A 14,396-nucleotide genomic window follows, 5' to 3' on the forward strand; every position below is an offset into this window, starting at 1 on the left:
GGCCCCTTTGTTTTCTTCGGCCGGGCGCGGGGAGGCGTCAGCCTGTATGGTTATGGGTGATCACTTAGTCTGTTGCAGCGCATCATCCAAGCGCCCCAGACCTTCGTCGCGTCCCAGGGCGGCAAGAATTTTTGCAATGTCTGGGGAAATGCTGCCGCCGGTCAGGGCTCCGCGCATGGAAGGGCCTATTTTTCCGAAGCCTACGCCTTCTTCTTCGGCGAAGTTCTTAAGTTCGGCTTCGAGGGCGAAGACGTCCCAGCTCTGGAAAAGCTGAAGACGTTCACGGAGTCGTGAAATTCTTTCGCCACCTTCGCCGGTCAAAAGACCCTGGGTTTTCTCGTCCAGGGCGAGCGGGCGGGCCTTCAGCACGAACTCCGTCTGGGTCGCCAGTTCCAGGATGGTCTTGGCGCGATCCTTGACGAAGGGCATGGCGCGCAGAAGCCGTTCCTCGTCGTCGGGCTGGATCGTGCGGCCGCGCGCCAGGTGGGCGTCCAGGGTCAGCTTGGCCAGGCGGTCGTCGTCGGCCAGGCGAATCCAGTGGGCGTTGACGTGGGCCAGCTTGTCGAAGTCCAGGCGAGCCGGAGCCTTGTTCACGCCCGACAGGTCGAACCAGGCGACGGCCTGTTCGTCGCTGAACAGTTCATGGTCGCCGTGGGCCCAGCCCAGACGGGCCAGATAGTTGCGCATGGCCTCGGGCAGGTAGCCCATCTCGGCGTATTCGTGCACGGCCTGGGCGCCGTGGCGCTTGGACAGCTTGGCGCCGTCCGGACCGTGGATCAGGGGGATGTGGGCGAAGGTCGGGCGCGTCCAGCCCAGGGCGTCGTAGATCAGGCCCTGGCGCGCGGCGTTGTTCAGGTGGTCGTCGCCGCGAATGACGTGGGTCACGCCCATGTCGTGGTCGTCCACCACCACGGCCAGATTATAGGTCGGAGCGCCGTCGGAGCGCAGGACGACCAGGTCGTCCAGCGACGAGGATTCCCAGCGCACGGTTCCCTGCACCGCGTCCTCGACCACGACGGCCTGATCCAGCGGGCGGCGGAAGCGCACGGTGTGGGGCTTGGCCAGGTCGTCCACCGTGGGCGCGCGGTCGCGCCACGGCGAGACGAAGTCGCGCCCCTCGGCCTTGGCCTGGTCGCGAAGGGCCGTGGTTTCCTCGGCGCTCAGGAAATCGCGATAGGCGTGACCCGAGGCCAGCAGTTCATCGACGACTTCACGATGGCGCTCGGCGCGGGCGAATTGGAAGACGGGCTCCTCGTCGCCGAACAACTCCAGCCAGGACAGGCCGTCGAAGATGGCCTTGACCGCCTCGTCGGTCGAACGCTCGCGGTCCGTGTCCTCGATGCGGATCAGGAACTTCCCGCCCTGGCTCCTGGCGTAGAGCCAATTGAATAACGCGGTTCTCGCCCCGCCGATATGCAGGTAGCCTGTGGGCGAGGGGGCGAAGCGGGTGACGACAGTCGAGGAGGGGGAGGTCATAAACAAGGGGTCCGTTGCGGAGGCCCTTATACGCTCGCGCGCGCCAAAACGAAGCCTTGCCGTAAGGCTTCTTGATGTCGCGCGGGCGGAGGCGGCGGATCAGACGGATCGCTGGCGGCTGTGGGCGCCGGTCTTTTTCGGCGCGGGATGCGCAGCCTATTTCGCCCTGAAGACCGAGCCTCCGGCCTGGCCCCTGATCCTGGCGGCCGTGGTTACGGGCGGCGTCTGGATTGCGGCGAGGCGGCGAGGCCTGGGGCGGCGGTGGACGCTGATCCTGTTGATGCTGGCCTGTCTGTGCGGCGGGCTGGCGGTCGCCAAGCTGAGGACGGAGGCGGTCGAGGGGCCGATCGCGCCGAGCATGGACCGGCCGACCCTGGTCGAGGCCTGGGTGATGGACGTGGACAGTCCGGGGGAACGCGGGGCGCGCATCGTCATGGCGCCGGTCCGTATCCGTGGACTGGCGCCGGAGGCGACGCCGGTGCGTCTGCGCGCCACCGTGCGGGGCGAGCCGCCACGTCCGGGCGAGGCGGTGCGGCTGTACGGCATACTGAACCCGCCGCCCGCGCCGGCGTCGCCCGGCGCCTACGACTTCGGGCGCAACGCCTTCTTCCAGGGCATGGGCGGGACTCTGTTCGCGTTGAGCGATACGCGGGCCGCGACCCTGTCGCCGCCGCCGTGGCGGGTCCGCATGGCGATGAAGATCAACGCCGTCCGCTACGCCCTGGCGCAGCGAATCGTCGAACGTCTGGGGCCGCGCATCGGCGGGATCGCCGCCGCCATGACCACGGGGCACGAAACCTGGATCGGTCAGGAGGATCTGGACGCCATGCGGGATTCCGGCCTGGCGCACATCCTGTCAATCTCGGGCCTGCACATGGCCGTGGTGGGGGGATTCGTCTTCTTCGCCGTTCGTCTGGGCGTGGCGGCATGGCCATGGCTGGCCTTGCGGGTTTCGGGAAAGAAGGTCGCCGCGATCGCGGGTCTGGCGGCCGTCGCGACCTATCTGGTGATTTCGGGCGCGCCGCCGCCCGCGGAACGGGCGGCGATCACGGCGTCCATCGCCTTCGCCGCCATTCTGCTGGATCGGCAGGCGGTGACCATGCACGCCCTGGCGGTGGCGGCCTTCGTGGTCCTGGCGCTTCAGCCCGAGGCCGTGGTCACGCCGGGGTTCCAGATGTCCTTCGCGGCGACGGCGGCCCTGGTCGCCCTGGTCGAGGCCTGGCCGAAGCGCATCAAGGAGATTTCCGCGCCATGGCCCATCGTGGCGGCCCAGAGGTTGGGAAGCTGGCTGGTCGCGGCCTGCACGGCCAGCCTGGTGGCCGGGTTGGCGACGGGGCCGTTCGCCATGCAGCATTTCAATCGCACGGCCATGTACGGCCTGTTCGCCAACCTGAGCGCCGCGCCGGTGGCTGACTTCGTCCTGATGCCGGCCCTGGCCCTGGGAGCAGCCCTGGAGCCTCTGGGTCTGGGCGCGCCCTTCCTGTGGCTGGCGGGCAAAGGGGTGGAGGTCATGCTGGCCGTCGGGCACTGGACGGCCGATCTGCCCGGAGCGGTGCGCACCGTGGCCAGCGCGCCGACGGCGGCCCTGCCGCTGGCCTTTGTCGGCGTCCTTTTCATCTGCCTGTGGCGCGGACGATTGAGGTGGTTGGGCCTGCCCCTGGCCGCGGCGGTGCTGATCTGGCCGCGTCCGGCGGCGCCGGATGTCTGGATCGGCGACGGCGGGACCAACGCCGCCTTTCGTCGAGGGGAGGTGGCCGTGGTGATCCGTCCCCAGGTGAGGACCTTCGCCGTTGATCTCTGGTCGAGGCGACGGGGCCTGACGCCTGCGCCTCGAGCGGAGGAGGGCTGGGCTTGCAAGCGATCCTTCTGCGCGCCGGAAACGGCTGAGGCGGGACCCGTGGCCCTGTGGTGGGGCAAGGCGGCGCCTGGGATCGAGCAGATGGACGCCCTGTGCCGATCGGCGCAGATCATCAGCAGCCGCGCCGAAATCCGCGCCCTGCCGCCCTCATGCGAGGGGCGGCTGGTGCTGGACGGCGTGGACTATGGGCGCGGCGGCTCTGTCGAGCTGTGGCGCGAAGGCGCGGGGTGGAAGGCGGTGTGGGCGGCCGACGTGCGGGGGCGGCGCCCCTGGACCCGTCAGGCCGATCCCGACTTCAGTGATAGCGGCGGATAAGGCCGACCAGCTTGCCCTGAACCGCGACCTGGTCCGAGCCGTAGATCTTGGTCTCGTAGTTGCGGTTGGCGGGCTCCAGGGCGATGGAGGCGCCCTTCTTGCGCAGGCGCTTCAGCGTCGCCTGTTCGCCCTCGACCAGGGCCACCACGATCTCGCCGGAGGAGGCGTCGGCGGTCGACTTGATGATGACCATGTCGCCGTTGAGGATGCCGGCCTCGATCATCGAGTCGCCCTCGATCTCCAGCAGATAGTGTTCGCCCGCGCCCAGCATGGTCTCCGGCACCGGATAGCGGGCGGTTTCATGCTCGATGGCGTCGATGGGGGTGCCGGCCGCGATCTTGCCCATCAGCGACAGTTCGCGGGTGTCGTTAGCCGGTTCGGCGGCCTTGGGACGGCCGCCGCCCTCGATCACGCCGGGCTTGAAGCCCGCATGGCCGCGCGGCGCGCCCGCCGTGGCCTGTTCCGGCAGCTTGGTCACTTCCAGGGCCCGGGCGCGATGGGCCAGGCGGCGGATGAAGCCGCGTTCCTCCAGCGCCGTGATCAGGCGGTGGATGCCCGACTTGGACGCCAGATCCAGCGCCTCCTTCATCTCGTCGAAGGAGGGCGAGACGCCCGTTTCCTGAATCCGTTCGTGAATGAACATCAGGAGTTCGTGCTGCTTCTTGGTGAGCATGGGCGCAGGGCTTCCAGAACAAGGCGTGAACCGTTGAGGATGTTCTGTAAGTGTTCTCGCCGAATGTCAACTCGGCTGCAATCAGTCGGCCTTTGCGCCTGAACGCAATAGCAACGGGATTTCCTTCGTCAGAGACCTTGCCGTTTAAAACAGTCCCTCTGAATGTCGTCTAAGGGGCAGGAAGCCGGCCTTGCAGAAGGCGTTTAATCCTTATCACGGGGAGCTCCGTGTCTGGCGGCCTTAGGTTTTCCAGCGAACTTCGCGATGCCCCACAAGATAGGAAGCGGAATCCATAGCACCGCAAACGTGATTAGAGCGGGCACGCTGCCGTCGAGCAGTAGCTTTGGGCTACTCAAAATCCATGGCAGCAAGCACTTGCGGCTGCATATGACATTGTATGAATCGGGCCAGCCGCTCCATTTAGAAGCCCACTCCATGGATGGTATCCAAAGCAACGCGACCAATCCGCAACTGAGTATTGTTATCCAATACCGGTACGGTCCGATTTTTTTTAAATGCGCTTTTTGATCCCTGATCCAATTCATATGCAGATGTTATTGCCCTTTCTTCAAAATGTGAATGGCGCAACAATTCGCTACGGAACGGATGCGAATATTCTCTGCCGAGCCAATATCTGACACTAGCCCGCCGACAGCAGCGCCCTTGTCGCGGCCTCCACATCCTCCTGACGCATCAGGCTTTCGCCGACGAGGATGGCCTGGGCGTGGGCGTCGGCGACGCGCTGGACGTCGTCGGGGGTGAATATGCCGCTTTCGGCGACCAGCAGGGCTTTCACGGGGCTCAGCATCGACAGGCGTTCGGTGGCGTCGAGATCGACCTCGAAGGTGCGAAGGCTACGGTTGTTGATCCCGACCAGATCGCCGCCCAGCTTGCAGGCGCGGGCCATTTCGGCCTCGTCGTGGGTCTCGATCAGGGCGTCCATGCCGAATCGTTCGGCCTCGGCCAACAGGTCGGCGGCCAGGGCGTCGTCCACCATGGCCAGGATGATCAGGATGCAGTCGGCGCCCAGGGCGCGGCTCTCGGCCACCTGCCACGGGTCGACCAGGAAGTCCTTGCGCAGGCAGGGCAGGGCGACCGCGTCGCGGGCGGCGGCCAGGAAGGCGTCGTCGCCCTGGAAGCTGGGGCCGTCGGTCAGGACGGACAGGCAGGTCGCGCCGCCGCGTTCATAGGCTTTCGCTAGGGCGGGCGGATCGAAGTCGGCGCGGATCAGGCCCTTGGAGGGGCTGGCCTTCTTGATCTCGGCGATCAGGGCGGGGCGGCCGGTTTCCTCGGCCACGCGTTCCAGGGCGGCGCGGAAACCGCGCGGGGCGGAGGCCTGGGCGGCGAGCGCCTCGACTGCGTCCTGAGAGGTCGCGGCCTTGCGGGCGGCCACGTCTTCGCGCTTGTAGGCGGCGATCTTCGCCAGAACGTCGGTCATGCCGTCTCTTCGGGTTCGATGGGTGTGTGGGAGACGCGCGCCAGGGTTTCGAGAGCGGCGGCGGCCCGGCCGTCGTCGATGACGGCGGCGGCGGCTCTGGCGCCTTCGCGCAGGTCGGCGGCGCGGTCGGCCACCACCAGGGCGGCGGCGGCGTTCAGCACGACGATGTCGCGATAGGGACCGGGTTCGCCGGCCAGCAGGGCCTTGAGCGCCGCCGCATTATGCTCGGCGTCGCCGCCGCGCAGGTCGTCCAGGGTCGCCATGGGCAGGTCGGCGTCGGCGGGCGTGACAGTGAAGCGGCGGACGGCGCCGTCCTTCCATTCGGCCACCTCGGTCGAACCCGTGGTGGTCAGTTCGTCCAGGCCCTGGCCGTTGATGGTCCAGGCGCGCCGCGCGCCGAGGCGTCCCAGCACCTCAGCCAGGGGCTCCAGCAGGGCGGGATCATAGACCCCCATGACCTGGCGCGTCGCGCCGGCGGGATTGCACAGCGGACCCAGCAGGTTGAACACGGTGCGGAAGCCGATCTCCGTCCGCACCGGTCCGACGTGGCGCATGGCCCCGTGATAGGTGGGAGCGAACAGGAAGGCGATGCCGGCCTGATCCAGGGCCTGGGCCTGTTGCGCGGGCGTGGCGTCCAGGTTGACGCCGAGCGCGGCCAAGACGTCGGACGAGCCGGACTTGGAACTGATGGCGCGATTGCCGTGCTTGGCGACCTTGAGCCCCGCGCCCGCCAGGACGAAGGCGGCGGCGGTCGAGACGTTGTAGGTGTGCTGGCCGTCGCCGCCGGTGCCGCAGGTGTCGATCACCTCGTCGAATGAATGATTCAGCGACAGGGCGGCCTCGCGCATGGCGGTGGCGAAGGCGACGATCTCGTCCACCGTCTCGCCGCGGATGCGCAGGGCGGTGACGGCGGCGGCGACCTGGGACGGGGTCGGCTCGCCGCGCAGGCAGGCGGAGAAGAAGGCGTGGGCTTCATCCGGCGTCAGGACGCGCCCGTCCACCAGCTTGCCCAGCAGAGGCTTGAAACCGTCCATGGCGTCAGACCATCGCCAGTCGCTTGACGCCCGCCAGATCGAGGAAGTTGGCGATCATGTCGTGGCCGTGTTCGGTGGCGATGGATTCCGGGTGGAACTGGACGCCGTGGATCGGCAGGGTGCGGTGAGCCAGGCCCATGATCTCGCCGTCGGCGGTCCAGGCGGTGACTTCCAGTTCGTCCGGCAGGGTTTCGCGACGCACGGCCAGGGAGTGATAGCGGGTGGCGGTGAAGGGCGAGGGCAGGCCCTTGAACAGGCTGCGGCCCTCATGCTCGATCGGCGAGGTCTTGCCGTGCATCAGGGTCTTGGCGCGGATGACGTCGCCGCCGAAAGCTTGCCCGATGGCCTGATGGCCCAGGCAGACGCCGAAGATCGGCATGTCCTGCGGCGCGGTCGTGATCAGCGGCAGGCAGATGCCCGCCTGATCCGGCGCGCAGGGCCCGGGCGACAGCAGCACGGCCTCGGGCTTCAGAGCCCAGGCTTCTTCGACCGTCAGGTCGTCGTTGCGGACGACATGCGTCTGGGCGCCCAACTCCGCGAGGTAGTGGACGAGGTTGTAGGTAAAGCTGTCGTAGTTATCGACGACGAGGATCATGGCAGGGTTCTTAGGACGGGAGGGAGGACGCGCCAAGCGAGGGCGGACTGAAAGCGGACGTTAAGCTGTCCGCGCGATACAGGAGCATCGCCATCGGAAGAAATCCGTCTTGAACCGCTTAGAAGCCATCCGCGACGCCCAGGCCCTGCTCAATGAGCCGACCATAGACCAGCCCAAGCCGCTGCGCTTGCTGGCGGCGGCGGCCTTCGCCGCGACGGCGGCGGTGCTGCTGGCGGGGACCATGGTGGTGGGCCCCGGCGTATCGTTCGACCAGGGTCCCACGGTTTCCAATCCTTAGATCTTGCCGTCGGCGCCCTGGCCACGCGTGGTCGCGGTGAATCGCCACGCGTCCTCGGCCGCCTTCATCGGGGCGCGGGCCTTGGCCAGGGTTTCAGCATATTCGGCGGCGGGATCGCTGTCGGCGACGACGCCGGCGCCGGCCTGAACGAAGATCTTGTCCTGGGCGAACATTGCGGTGCGCAGGACGATGCAGATGTCCGCCTCGCCATTGGCCGAGATATAGCCCACGCCGCCGCCGTAGCCGACGCCGCGCTTCTCGGTCTCCAGTTCGTCGATGATCTCCATGGCGCGGACCTTGGGCGCGCCGGACAGGGTGCCGGCGGGCAGGGCGGCCAGAAGCGTGTCCACCGCGTCCAGCCTGGGATCAGCCGCGCCGTTCACGTTCGAGACGATGTGCATGACCTGGCTGTAGCGCTCGACGACGAAGCTTTCCGTGACCTCGACCGAGCCGGGCGACGAGACGCGGCCCACGTCGTTGCGGCCCAGGTCCAGCAGCATCAGGTGCTCGGCCCGTTCCTTGGGATCGGCGAGCAGCTCGACTTCCAGCGCCTTGTCCAGTTCAGGCGTGGCGCCGCGCGGGCGGGTGCCTGCCAGGGGGCGGATGGTGACGCGTCCGTCCTTCAACCGGACCAGGATTTCCGGGCTGGAGCCGGCCAACTGGAAATCGACGTAGTCGAGGAAGAAGAGGTAGGGCGACGGATTGCCGCGCCGCAGCGAACGATAGAAGGCGAAGGGGTCCTGGCTCCAGGGCGCCGAGAAGCGGTGGGCCAGCACGACCTGGAAGATGTCGCCGGCCGCGATGTAGTCCTTGGCCTTGGCCACCATGGCGTCGAAGCCCCCGCCGTCGACCGGCGAGCGGAAGTCGGGCGCGGGAACCGGCGCGGCTTCGCGCTGGATCGGCAGGGGGCCGCGCAGGCGGTCCTCGAAGTCGTCCAGGCGTCCGATGGCGGCTTCGTAGGCCGTGTCCGCGTCGGCGCCGCTGTCGGGATAGGCGGCGGCGATCAGGACGATCTCGTGCTTCACCGAATCGAAGATGGCCACCAGGGACGGGCGAGCCATGACGGCGTCGGGCAGGTTCAACGGGTCGGGATTGGCGGCGCCGAGCGGCTCCAGCAACCGGACCATGTCATAGCCGAAGACGCCGAACAGACCCGCCGCCATGGGCGGCAGGTCGGCGGGCAGGTCGAACTTCGTCGCGGCGATCAGGGCGCGCAGGGAGTCCAGCGCAGGCTGTTCGTCGGCCGTGAACCGGTCGGACAGCAGGTCCGTCCCCCGGGCGATCTCGGCCTTGCCGTTCCGGCAGCGCCAGACCACGTCCGGCGACAGGGTTACGAAGGAATAGCGGCCGTTGACCGCCCCGCCTTCGACTGACTCGAAGAGGCTGGCGTAGGGCCGCCCGTGCCCGACCTTGAGGAAGGCCGAGACGGGCGTTTCCAGGTCGTCGATCAAGCGACGAACGACGACCTGGGGGCGGCCTGCAGTCAGGCCCGAGACAAACGCGGCGCGTTCAGCTTCCTGTTCGACGCCTTGGCTCATTTCTTGGCGGGAGCAGGGGTCGGAGCCGCCGGAGCGGCGGGCGAGGCTTCGACGCCCAGGGCGGCCAAGGCGGCGGCCGGGTCGTTCTTGGCCTTCACGCGGGCGGCGCCGGCGCTGAAGCTCTGTTCGACCATGGCGTTGGCCAGTTCCTGGGTCAGGCGCGGACGAACCTGCTCGACCAGGGGCGCGGCCAGGGCGGGCGAGGCGGGATGAACGCCGTCGACGCTGCCGACGATGAAGCCGGCCTGGCCCTGGCCGGTGAAGACCTGGCCCTTGCCCTGGCCGAACAGGCCGCGCAGCACGCCCTCGCCCAGTTGCTGCTGGGCTTCGCGGTTCTGCTGGACGCCGGCGCGGGTGTTCAGCTGGGCGCCCGCCGAGGCGGCGACCTTGGCGATGTCCTCGCCCTTGCGGATACGCTCGGCCAGTTCCTCGGCCTTGGTCGACAGACGACGGGCGTTCTCGCGCTGGGTCCAGGCCTGGGCCAGGGGCGCGCGGAATTCCTTCAGGTCGGGCAGGGCGGCGGGGGCGATGTCGTCCAGGCGCAGGGCGAAGTACTGGCCCTCGGCGGCGGTGATCAGGTCGCTTTCCCCCCCCTTGGACAGGCCATAGGCGGTGTCGATGATCTGACGCGGCGCGTTGAACGGCTGGCCGTTCTCCAGTTGGCCCTCTTGGGTGAAGGCGGGCATGGAGATGATGCGGGCGCCGGCGGCCGTGGCGGCGTCGGTCAGGTTCTTGCCCTCGGTGCGGGCCTTTTCAAAGGCCTCGACGCGCTCATAGGCGACCTTCTTGACGGCTTCGAGCTGCAGTTCCTGCACCAGGGCCGGGCGAGCCTCGGCCAGGGTCACGGGCTTGGCGGCCTCGATCGAGGCGATCTTGGCGACGCTGAAGCCCAGACGGCCCTGGACCGGATTGGTGACGCTGCCGGCGGCGGCGGCGAAGACGGCGTCGGCGACGGCCGGGTCGCCCAGGGCGGCCTTGGGCGTGCCGGCGTAGTCGCCGGGCTGGATGCGGTTGGCGGCGGCCACCTCGGCGGGCGTCTTGCCCGCGCGCAGGTCGGCGGCGATCTTGTCGGCGGCGGCCTTGGTCGGGACGGTCAGGACGACGAAGGTCCGCTTTTCAGGGGCGTTCAGGCTGTCCTTGCGGAACTCGTAGCGCTTCTGGATTTCCTCTTCCGTCACGGCCGGGCGCGGATCGTTCGGGCCGGGGGTGAAGAGCACCAGGGAGACCTTGCGGAATTCCGGACGGCGGAACTGGGCGGCGTTCTCGTTGATGAAGGCCGTCAGTTGCGCGTCGGTCGGGGCCGGCGCCTGGCCGACCATGGCCGGGGTGACGGTGAACCAGCGACCGTCGCGGGTCTCCATCGCCTGGCCGGCGAGCAGGGCGCCGTAGATGCGCGGCACGCGAGCGCCGGCGAAGACGCCTGCGCCGAATTGGCTGGCGACGTACTGGTCGCGCAGGTCCTGCTCCAGCATTTCAGACGTCATGCCCTGTTGCGCCAGGGCCTGTTCATACATGTCCTGGTCGAACTGACCGGACACCTGGTTGAAGAAGGCCGGGATGCGGCGGATTTCCTTCAGCACCAGCTCCTTGCCGGGGCGGATGCCCGCGTCCCAGGCCCAGGCCAGGAAGCCCAACTGCTGGGTCCGGCTTTCAAGGAACTGAACATGGATGTTCTCCTTGACCATGTCCTCGAAGCTGACGGGACGACCGGCCTGCTCCTGCAGGTTGCCGCGCACGCGCTCGAAATCTGCGCGGAAGCGCTGGGCGTCGACGCTGCGGTCGCCCGCGTCGATCACATGCTTCGGCCCGAAGCTGGAGAAGACGTCAGATTGCGCGCCCACGATCAGGAAGCTGAGGATCAGCAGGGCGAAAAGGCCCGCAGCCCATTTCGATTTGGCGAAGTTGCGGAACAGCGTGATCATCGAGAGAAACCTGACGAGGGTCGGCGTCAAAAATGGCGACGCTACGCCTATACGGGCAGTCGCTAGGCGGCTGCAAGGGAACCGGCGCATCTCTGTCTGCGACGACTTGGCTTATCCGGCGGCGGCGCCTAAACAGGCCGCATGAAACAATCTGTGAAGCTGGTCGCCGGCAACTGGAAGATGAACGGCCTGGGCGCGAGCCTGGGCGAGGCTGAGGCGCTGAAACAGGCCCTGACGGAGCAGGCCGCGGGGTGCCGCGTCGCCCTGTGCCCGCCCGCCACTCTGATCGAGCGCATGGCGCGCGTCCTGGCGGGCGGCGCCGTCGAACTGGGCGGTCAGGACTGCCACGCCGAGGCCTCAGGCGCCTTCACCGGTTCGGTCTCGGCCGAGATGCTGACGGACGCAGGCGCGAATCTGGTGATTCTGGGCCATTCGGAGCGTCGCACGGGCTTCGGCGAGACCGACGCCGACGTGGCGGCCAAGACCGAGGCCGCGCTGGCCGCCGGTCTGGAGCCGATCATCTGCATCGGCGAAACCTTGGCTGAACGCGAGGCCGGGCAGGCGATCGAGATCGTCAGCCATCAGATCGCCGGTTCCCTGCCGCTGAGCCTGTCGGGCAAGGCCTTCGCCGTCGCCTATGAGCCGGTCTGGGCCATCGGCACGGGCCTGACGCCTACGCTGGAGCAGATCGAGGAAGTGCACGCCGCCGTGCGCGCCGCCATGGTCGCCAGGCTGGGTGAGGGCGGTCGGACCGCGCCGATCCTGTACGGCGGCTCGGTCAAGCCGTCGAACGCGGCCGAGATTCTGGCCGTGGCGGAAGTCGGCGGCGCCCTGGTCGGCGGCGCCTCGCTGAAGGCGGCTGATTTCCTCGGCATTATCCGCGCCGCCTGACGCCTGCGACGACGCAAACCTTCTTGGTGTTTGCCCCGATCCCGCATCGGTGTTAGACGCCGCCGCTTGATCGGCGCAACTGCGCGCCCACATGAATGACGCCATGCTTCAGACCATTCTGCTCGTCGCCATGATCCTGATCTCGGTCGCCCTGACGGCCGTGATCCTGCTGCAACGCTCCGAGGGCGGCGCCCTCGGCATGGGCGGAGGCCCCTCGGGATTCATGACCGCGCGAGGCGCGGGCAACCTGCTGACACGGGCGACCTCCATCCTGGCGATCGCCTTCTTCGTCTGCGCCATCAGCCTGACCGTCGCCGGCAACTTCGCACGCGGTTCGCGTTCGGTGATCGACGCGGATGCGGTCGGCGCCATCGCCGTCGGCGACGAGGCGCAGCAGGCCCCGGCCGACCAGGCCGCTCCGACCCCGGCCGCGCCCGCCGCGCCGTCGCTGGATGATCTGGAAGCCAGCCTTCCGGCCGCGGCCGCTCCGGCGCCCGCGACGACGACTCCCGCGCCGGCCCAGTAAGCCGCCGCCGACAGACGACCCTTCGAAAGCGCGCCGCAGGGCGCGCTTTCTTCTTTTGATCAACAGTTGTTCGCGGCGGGTCATGTCCCCGCCGCGAATCATGGAGTAAGGTTCCCGCCCATGCCTCGATATGTGTTCATCACCGGCGGCGTGGTTTCTTCGCTTGGAAAAGGCCTCGCTTCAGCCGCCCTCGGCGCCCTGCTTCAGGCGCGCGGTTACAAGGTCCGTCTGCGCAAGCTGGATCCCTATCTCAACGTCGATCCGGGCACCATGAGCCCCTATCAGCACGGCGAGGTCTTCGTGACCGACGACGGCGCCGAGACGGACCTGGACCTAGGCCACTATGAGCGCTTCACCGGGGTTTCGGCCGCGCGCTCTGACAACGTCACGACGGGCCGCATCTATTCGACCATCCTGGAGAAGGAGCGTCGCGGCGACTATCTGGGCGCGACCGTCCAGGTCATTCCGCACGTCACCGACCAGATCAAGCAGTTCTGCCTGAGCCCGGCCAAGACCGACGCGGGCGAGGATGTGGACTTCGTCCTGGTCGAGATCGGCGGCACCGTCGGCGACATCGAAGGCCTGCCCTTCTTCGAGGCGATCCGCCAGTTGGGCCAGGACCTGCCGCGCGGCCAGTCCTGCTTCATGCACCTGACCCTGCTGCCCTTCATCAAGACCGCCGGCGAGATGAAGACCAAGCCGACGCAGCACTCCGTCAAGGAACTGCGCTCCATCGGCATCCAGCCCGACATCTTGTTGTGCCGTTGCGAGCAGCCGATCCCGGCGGACGAAAAGCGCAAGATCGCCCAGTTTTGCAACGTGCGGCCCGACAGCGTCATCCAGGCCATGGATTCGGCTGACATCTACGCCGTGCCGCTGGACTATCACGCCGAGGGTCTGGACACCCAGGTCCTGACCCACTTCGGTCTGAACGACGCGCCGGAGCCTGATCTGGCCAGCTGGACCGAGATCGTGCGCCGCCGCCTGCATCCGGACGGCGAAGTCACCATCGCCGTGGTCGGCAAGTACACGGTCCTGAAGGACGCCTATAAGTCGCTGATCGAGGCCCTGCAGCACGGCGGCGTGGCCAACAACGTCAAGGTCAACATCGACTGGGTCGAGGCCGACACCTTCGAGGGCGACCCCCAGGCCTGCGCCGAGCGTCTGGAAGGCGCCCACGCCATCCTGGTGCCGGGCGGCTTCGGCGAGCGCGGGGCCGAGGGCAAGATCGAGGCGGCCCGCTTCGCCCGCGAGCGCAAGATTCCCTATTTCGGCATCTGCTTCGGCATGCAGATGGCGGTGATTGAGGCGGCGCGGAACCTGGCCGGCTTCCCCAAGGCGACCTCGACCGAGTTCGGCCCGGCGGAGGAACCCGTCGTGGGCCTGATGACCGAATGGACTCAGGGCAACCAGCGCGTCCTGCGTCAGCAGGGCGGCGACCTGGGCGGCACCATGCGCCTGGGCGCCTACGCCTCTACGCTGAAGGCGGGATCGAAGATCGCCGAGATCTACGGCGCGACCGAGATCAGCGAGCGCCACCGTCACCGCTACGAGGTGAACATCAACTATCGCGAGACGATCGAGGAGAAGGCGGGTCTGGTCTTCGCCGGCCTGTCGCCCGACGGCGTCCTGCCCGAGACGGTGGAGCGCGAGGACCATCCCTGGTTCATCGGGGTCCAGTACCACCCGGAATACCGCAGCCGTCCATTCAAGCCGCATCCCCTGTTCGCCAGCTTCATCGGCGCCGCCCTGGTGCAGAGCCGTCTCGTCTGAAGCGCTCGACGACCTGAACAGACAAACGCCCGGCGCGCACAGCGTCGGGCGTTTTTGTT

At 68.0% G+C, this 14,396-nt stretch carries 12 protein-coding genes; 5 read left to right on the plus strand and 7 right to left on the minus strand.

Going from position 1 to position 14,396, the window contains the following annotated elements; all coding sequences use genetic code 11:
- Positions 1-60: 60 nt before the first annotated feature.
- Entirely contained in the window at positions 61-1,476 is a 1,416-nt protein-coding gene (gltX, locus tag ABIE19_RS12590; RefSeq protein WP_354089536.1) for a glutamate--tRNA ligase, read from the minus strand.
- On the opposite strand from gltX, the gene ABIE19_RS12595 reads away from it, so the two are divergent.
- The gene (locus ABIE19_RS12595; RefSeq protein ID WP_354089537.1) at positions 1,448-3,649 is read left to right on the plus strand and encodes a ComEC/Rec2 family competence protein; all 2,202 of its coding nucleotides are present in this window, start codon (positions 1,448-1,450) and stop codon (positions 3,647-3,649) included. The genes gltX and ABIE19_RS12595 overlap by 29 nt on opposite strands.
- Here ABIE19_RS12595 and lexA read toward each other — a convergent pair.
- The 4 genes from lexA to ABIE19_RS12615 all read right to left on the minus strand — a co-directional run bounded on the left by lexA (position 3,630) and on the right by ABIE19_RS12615 (position 7,389).
- Complete coding sequence (gene lexA / locus ABIE19_RS12600; RefSeq protein WP_354089538.1) at positions 3,630-4,322, minus strand: transcriptional repressor LexA; 693 nt, start codon at positions 4,320-4,322, stop codon at positions 3,630-3,632. The genes ABIE19_RS12595 and lexA overlap by 20 nt on opposite strands.
- Positions 4,323-4,962: 640 nt before the next feature.
- Entirely contained in the window at positions 4,963-5,760 is a 798-nt protein-coding gene (gene trpC, locus ABIE19_RS12605) for an indole-3-glycerol phosphate synthase TrpC (protein WP_354089539.1), read from the minus strand.
- Positions 5,757-6,794 (minus strand): anthranilate phosphoribosyltransferase, encoded by a 1,038-nt coding sequence (gene trpD, locus ABIE19_RS12610; protein ID WP_354089540.1) that lies wholly within the window; start codon positions 6,792-6,794, stop codon positions 5,757-5,759. Before trpD ends, trpC begins: the two co-directional genes overlap by 4 nt.
- Before the next feature lie 4 nt (positions 6,795-6,798).
- On the minus strand, positions 6,799-7,389 hold the full coding sequence (locus tag ABIE19_RS12615; RefSeq protein WP_354089541.1) for an anthranilate synthase component II: 591 nt from the start codon (positions 7,387-7,389) through the stop codon (positions 6,799-6,801).
- Positions 7,390-7,498: 109 nt separating this feature from the next.
- Here ABIE19_RS12615 and ABIE19_RS12620 point away from each other — a divergent pair, with 109 nt between their 5' ends.
- Positions 7,499-7,687 (plus strand): hypothetical protein, encoded by a 189-nt coding sequence (locus ABIE19_RS12620; protein ID WP_354089542.1) that lies wholly within the window; start codon positions 7,499-7,501, stop codon positions 7,685-7,687.
- Here the strand turns inward: ABIE19_RS12620 and trpE are convergent.
- Together trpE and ABIE19_RS12630 are read right to left on the minus strand one after the other, a co-directional pair.
- The gene (gene trpE / locus ABIE19_RS12625; protein WP_354089543.1) at positions 7,684-9,225 is read right to left on the minus strand and encodes an anthranilate synthase component I; all 1,542 of its coding nucleotides are present in this window, start codon (positions 9,223-9,225) and stop codon (positions 7,684-7,686) included. The two genes, ABIE19_RS12620 and trpE, sit on opposite strands and share 4 nt — an antisense overlap.
- Positions 9,222-11,147 carry a peptidylprolyl isomerase gene (locus tag ABIE19_RS12630; protein ID WP_354089544.1) on the minus strand — a complete coding sequence of 642 codons (1,926 nt, stop codon included), beginning with the start codon at positions 11,145-11,147 and terminating at the stop codon, positions 9,222-9,224. Before ABIE19_RS12630 ends, trpE begins: the two co-directional genes overlap by 4 nt.
- 141 nt (positions 11,148-11,288) lie before the next feature.
- On the opposite strand from ABIE19_RS12630, the gene tpiA reads away from it, so the two are divergent.
- The 3 genes from tpiA to pyrG all read left to right on the plus strand — a co-directional run bounded on the left by tpiA (position 11,289) and on the right by pyrG (position 14,337).
- Positions 11,289-12,038, plus strand: a complete 750-nt coding sequence (gene tpiA, locus ABIE19_RS12635) for a triose-phosphate isomerase (RefSeq protein ID WP_354089545.1) — start codon at positions 11,289-11,291, stop codon at positions 12,036-12,038.
- A 103-nt stretch (positions 12,039-12,141) separates the two neighbouring features.
- Complete coding sequence (gene secG, locus ABIE19_RS12640) at positions 12,142-12,564, plus strand: preprotein translocase subunit SecG (protein ID WP_376856484.1); 423 nt, start codon at positions 12,142-12,144, stop codon at positions 12,562-12,564.
- A gap of 120 nt (positions 12,565-12,684) precedes the next feature.
- Entirely contained in the window at positions 12,685-14,337 is a 1,653-nt protein-coding gene (gene pyrG / locus ABIE19_RS12645; RefSeq protein ID WP_354089547.1) for a CTP synthase, read from the plus strand.
- Positions 14,338-14,396: the final 59 nt, after the last annotated feature.

Source organism: Brevundimonas faecalis (genome assembly GCF_040549405.1).
GTDB lineage: Bacteria > Pseudomonadota > Alphaproteobacteria > Caulobacterales > Caulobacteraceae > Brevundimonas > Brevundimonas faecalis.

Bases quoted from the DNA above. Each gene is read 5' to 3' on its own strand.
- gltX (WP_354089536.1), bottom strand. From the start codon at position 1,476: ATGACCTCCCCCTCCTCGACTGTCGTCACCCGCTTCGCCCCCTCGCCC.
- lexA (WP_354089538.1), bottom strand. From the start codon at position 4,322: ATGCTCACCAAGAAGCAGCACGAACTCCTGATGTTCATTCACGAACGG.
- trpC (WP_354089539.1), bottom strand. From the start codon at position 5,760: ATGACCGACGTTCTGGCGAAGATCGCCGCCTACAAGCGCGAAGACGTG.
- trpD (WP_354089540.1), bottom strand. From the start codon at position 6,794: ATGGACGGTTTCAAGCCTCTGCTGGGCAAGCTGGTGGACGGGCGCGTC.
- ABIE19_RS12615 (WP_354089541.1), bottom strand. From the start codon at position 7,389: ATGATCCTCGTCGTCGATAACTACGACAGCTTTACCTACAACCTCGTC.
- trpE (WP_354089543.1), bottom strand. From the start codon at position 9,225: ATGAGCCAAGGCGTCGAACAGGAAGCTGAACGCGCCGCGTTTGTCTCG.
- ABIE19_RS12630 (WP_354089544.1), bottom strand. From the start codon at position 11,147: ATGATCACGCTGTTCCGCAACTTCGCCAAATCGAAATGGGCTGCGGGC.
- tpiA (WP_354089545.1), top strand. From the start codon at position 11,289: ATGAAACAATCTGTGAAGCTGGTCGCCGGCAACTGGAAGATGAACGGC.
- secG (WP_376856484.1), top strand. From the start codon at position 12,142: ATGCTTCAGACCATTCTGCTCGTCGCCATGATCCTGATCTCGGTCGCC.
- pyrG (WP_354089547.1), top strand. From the start codon at position 12,685: ATGCCTCGATATGTGTTCATCACCGGCGGCGTGGTTTCTTCGCTTGGA.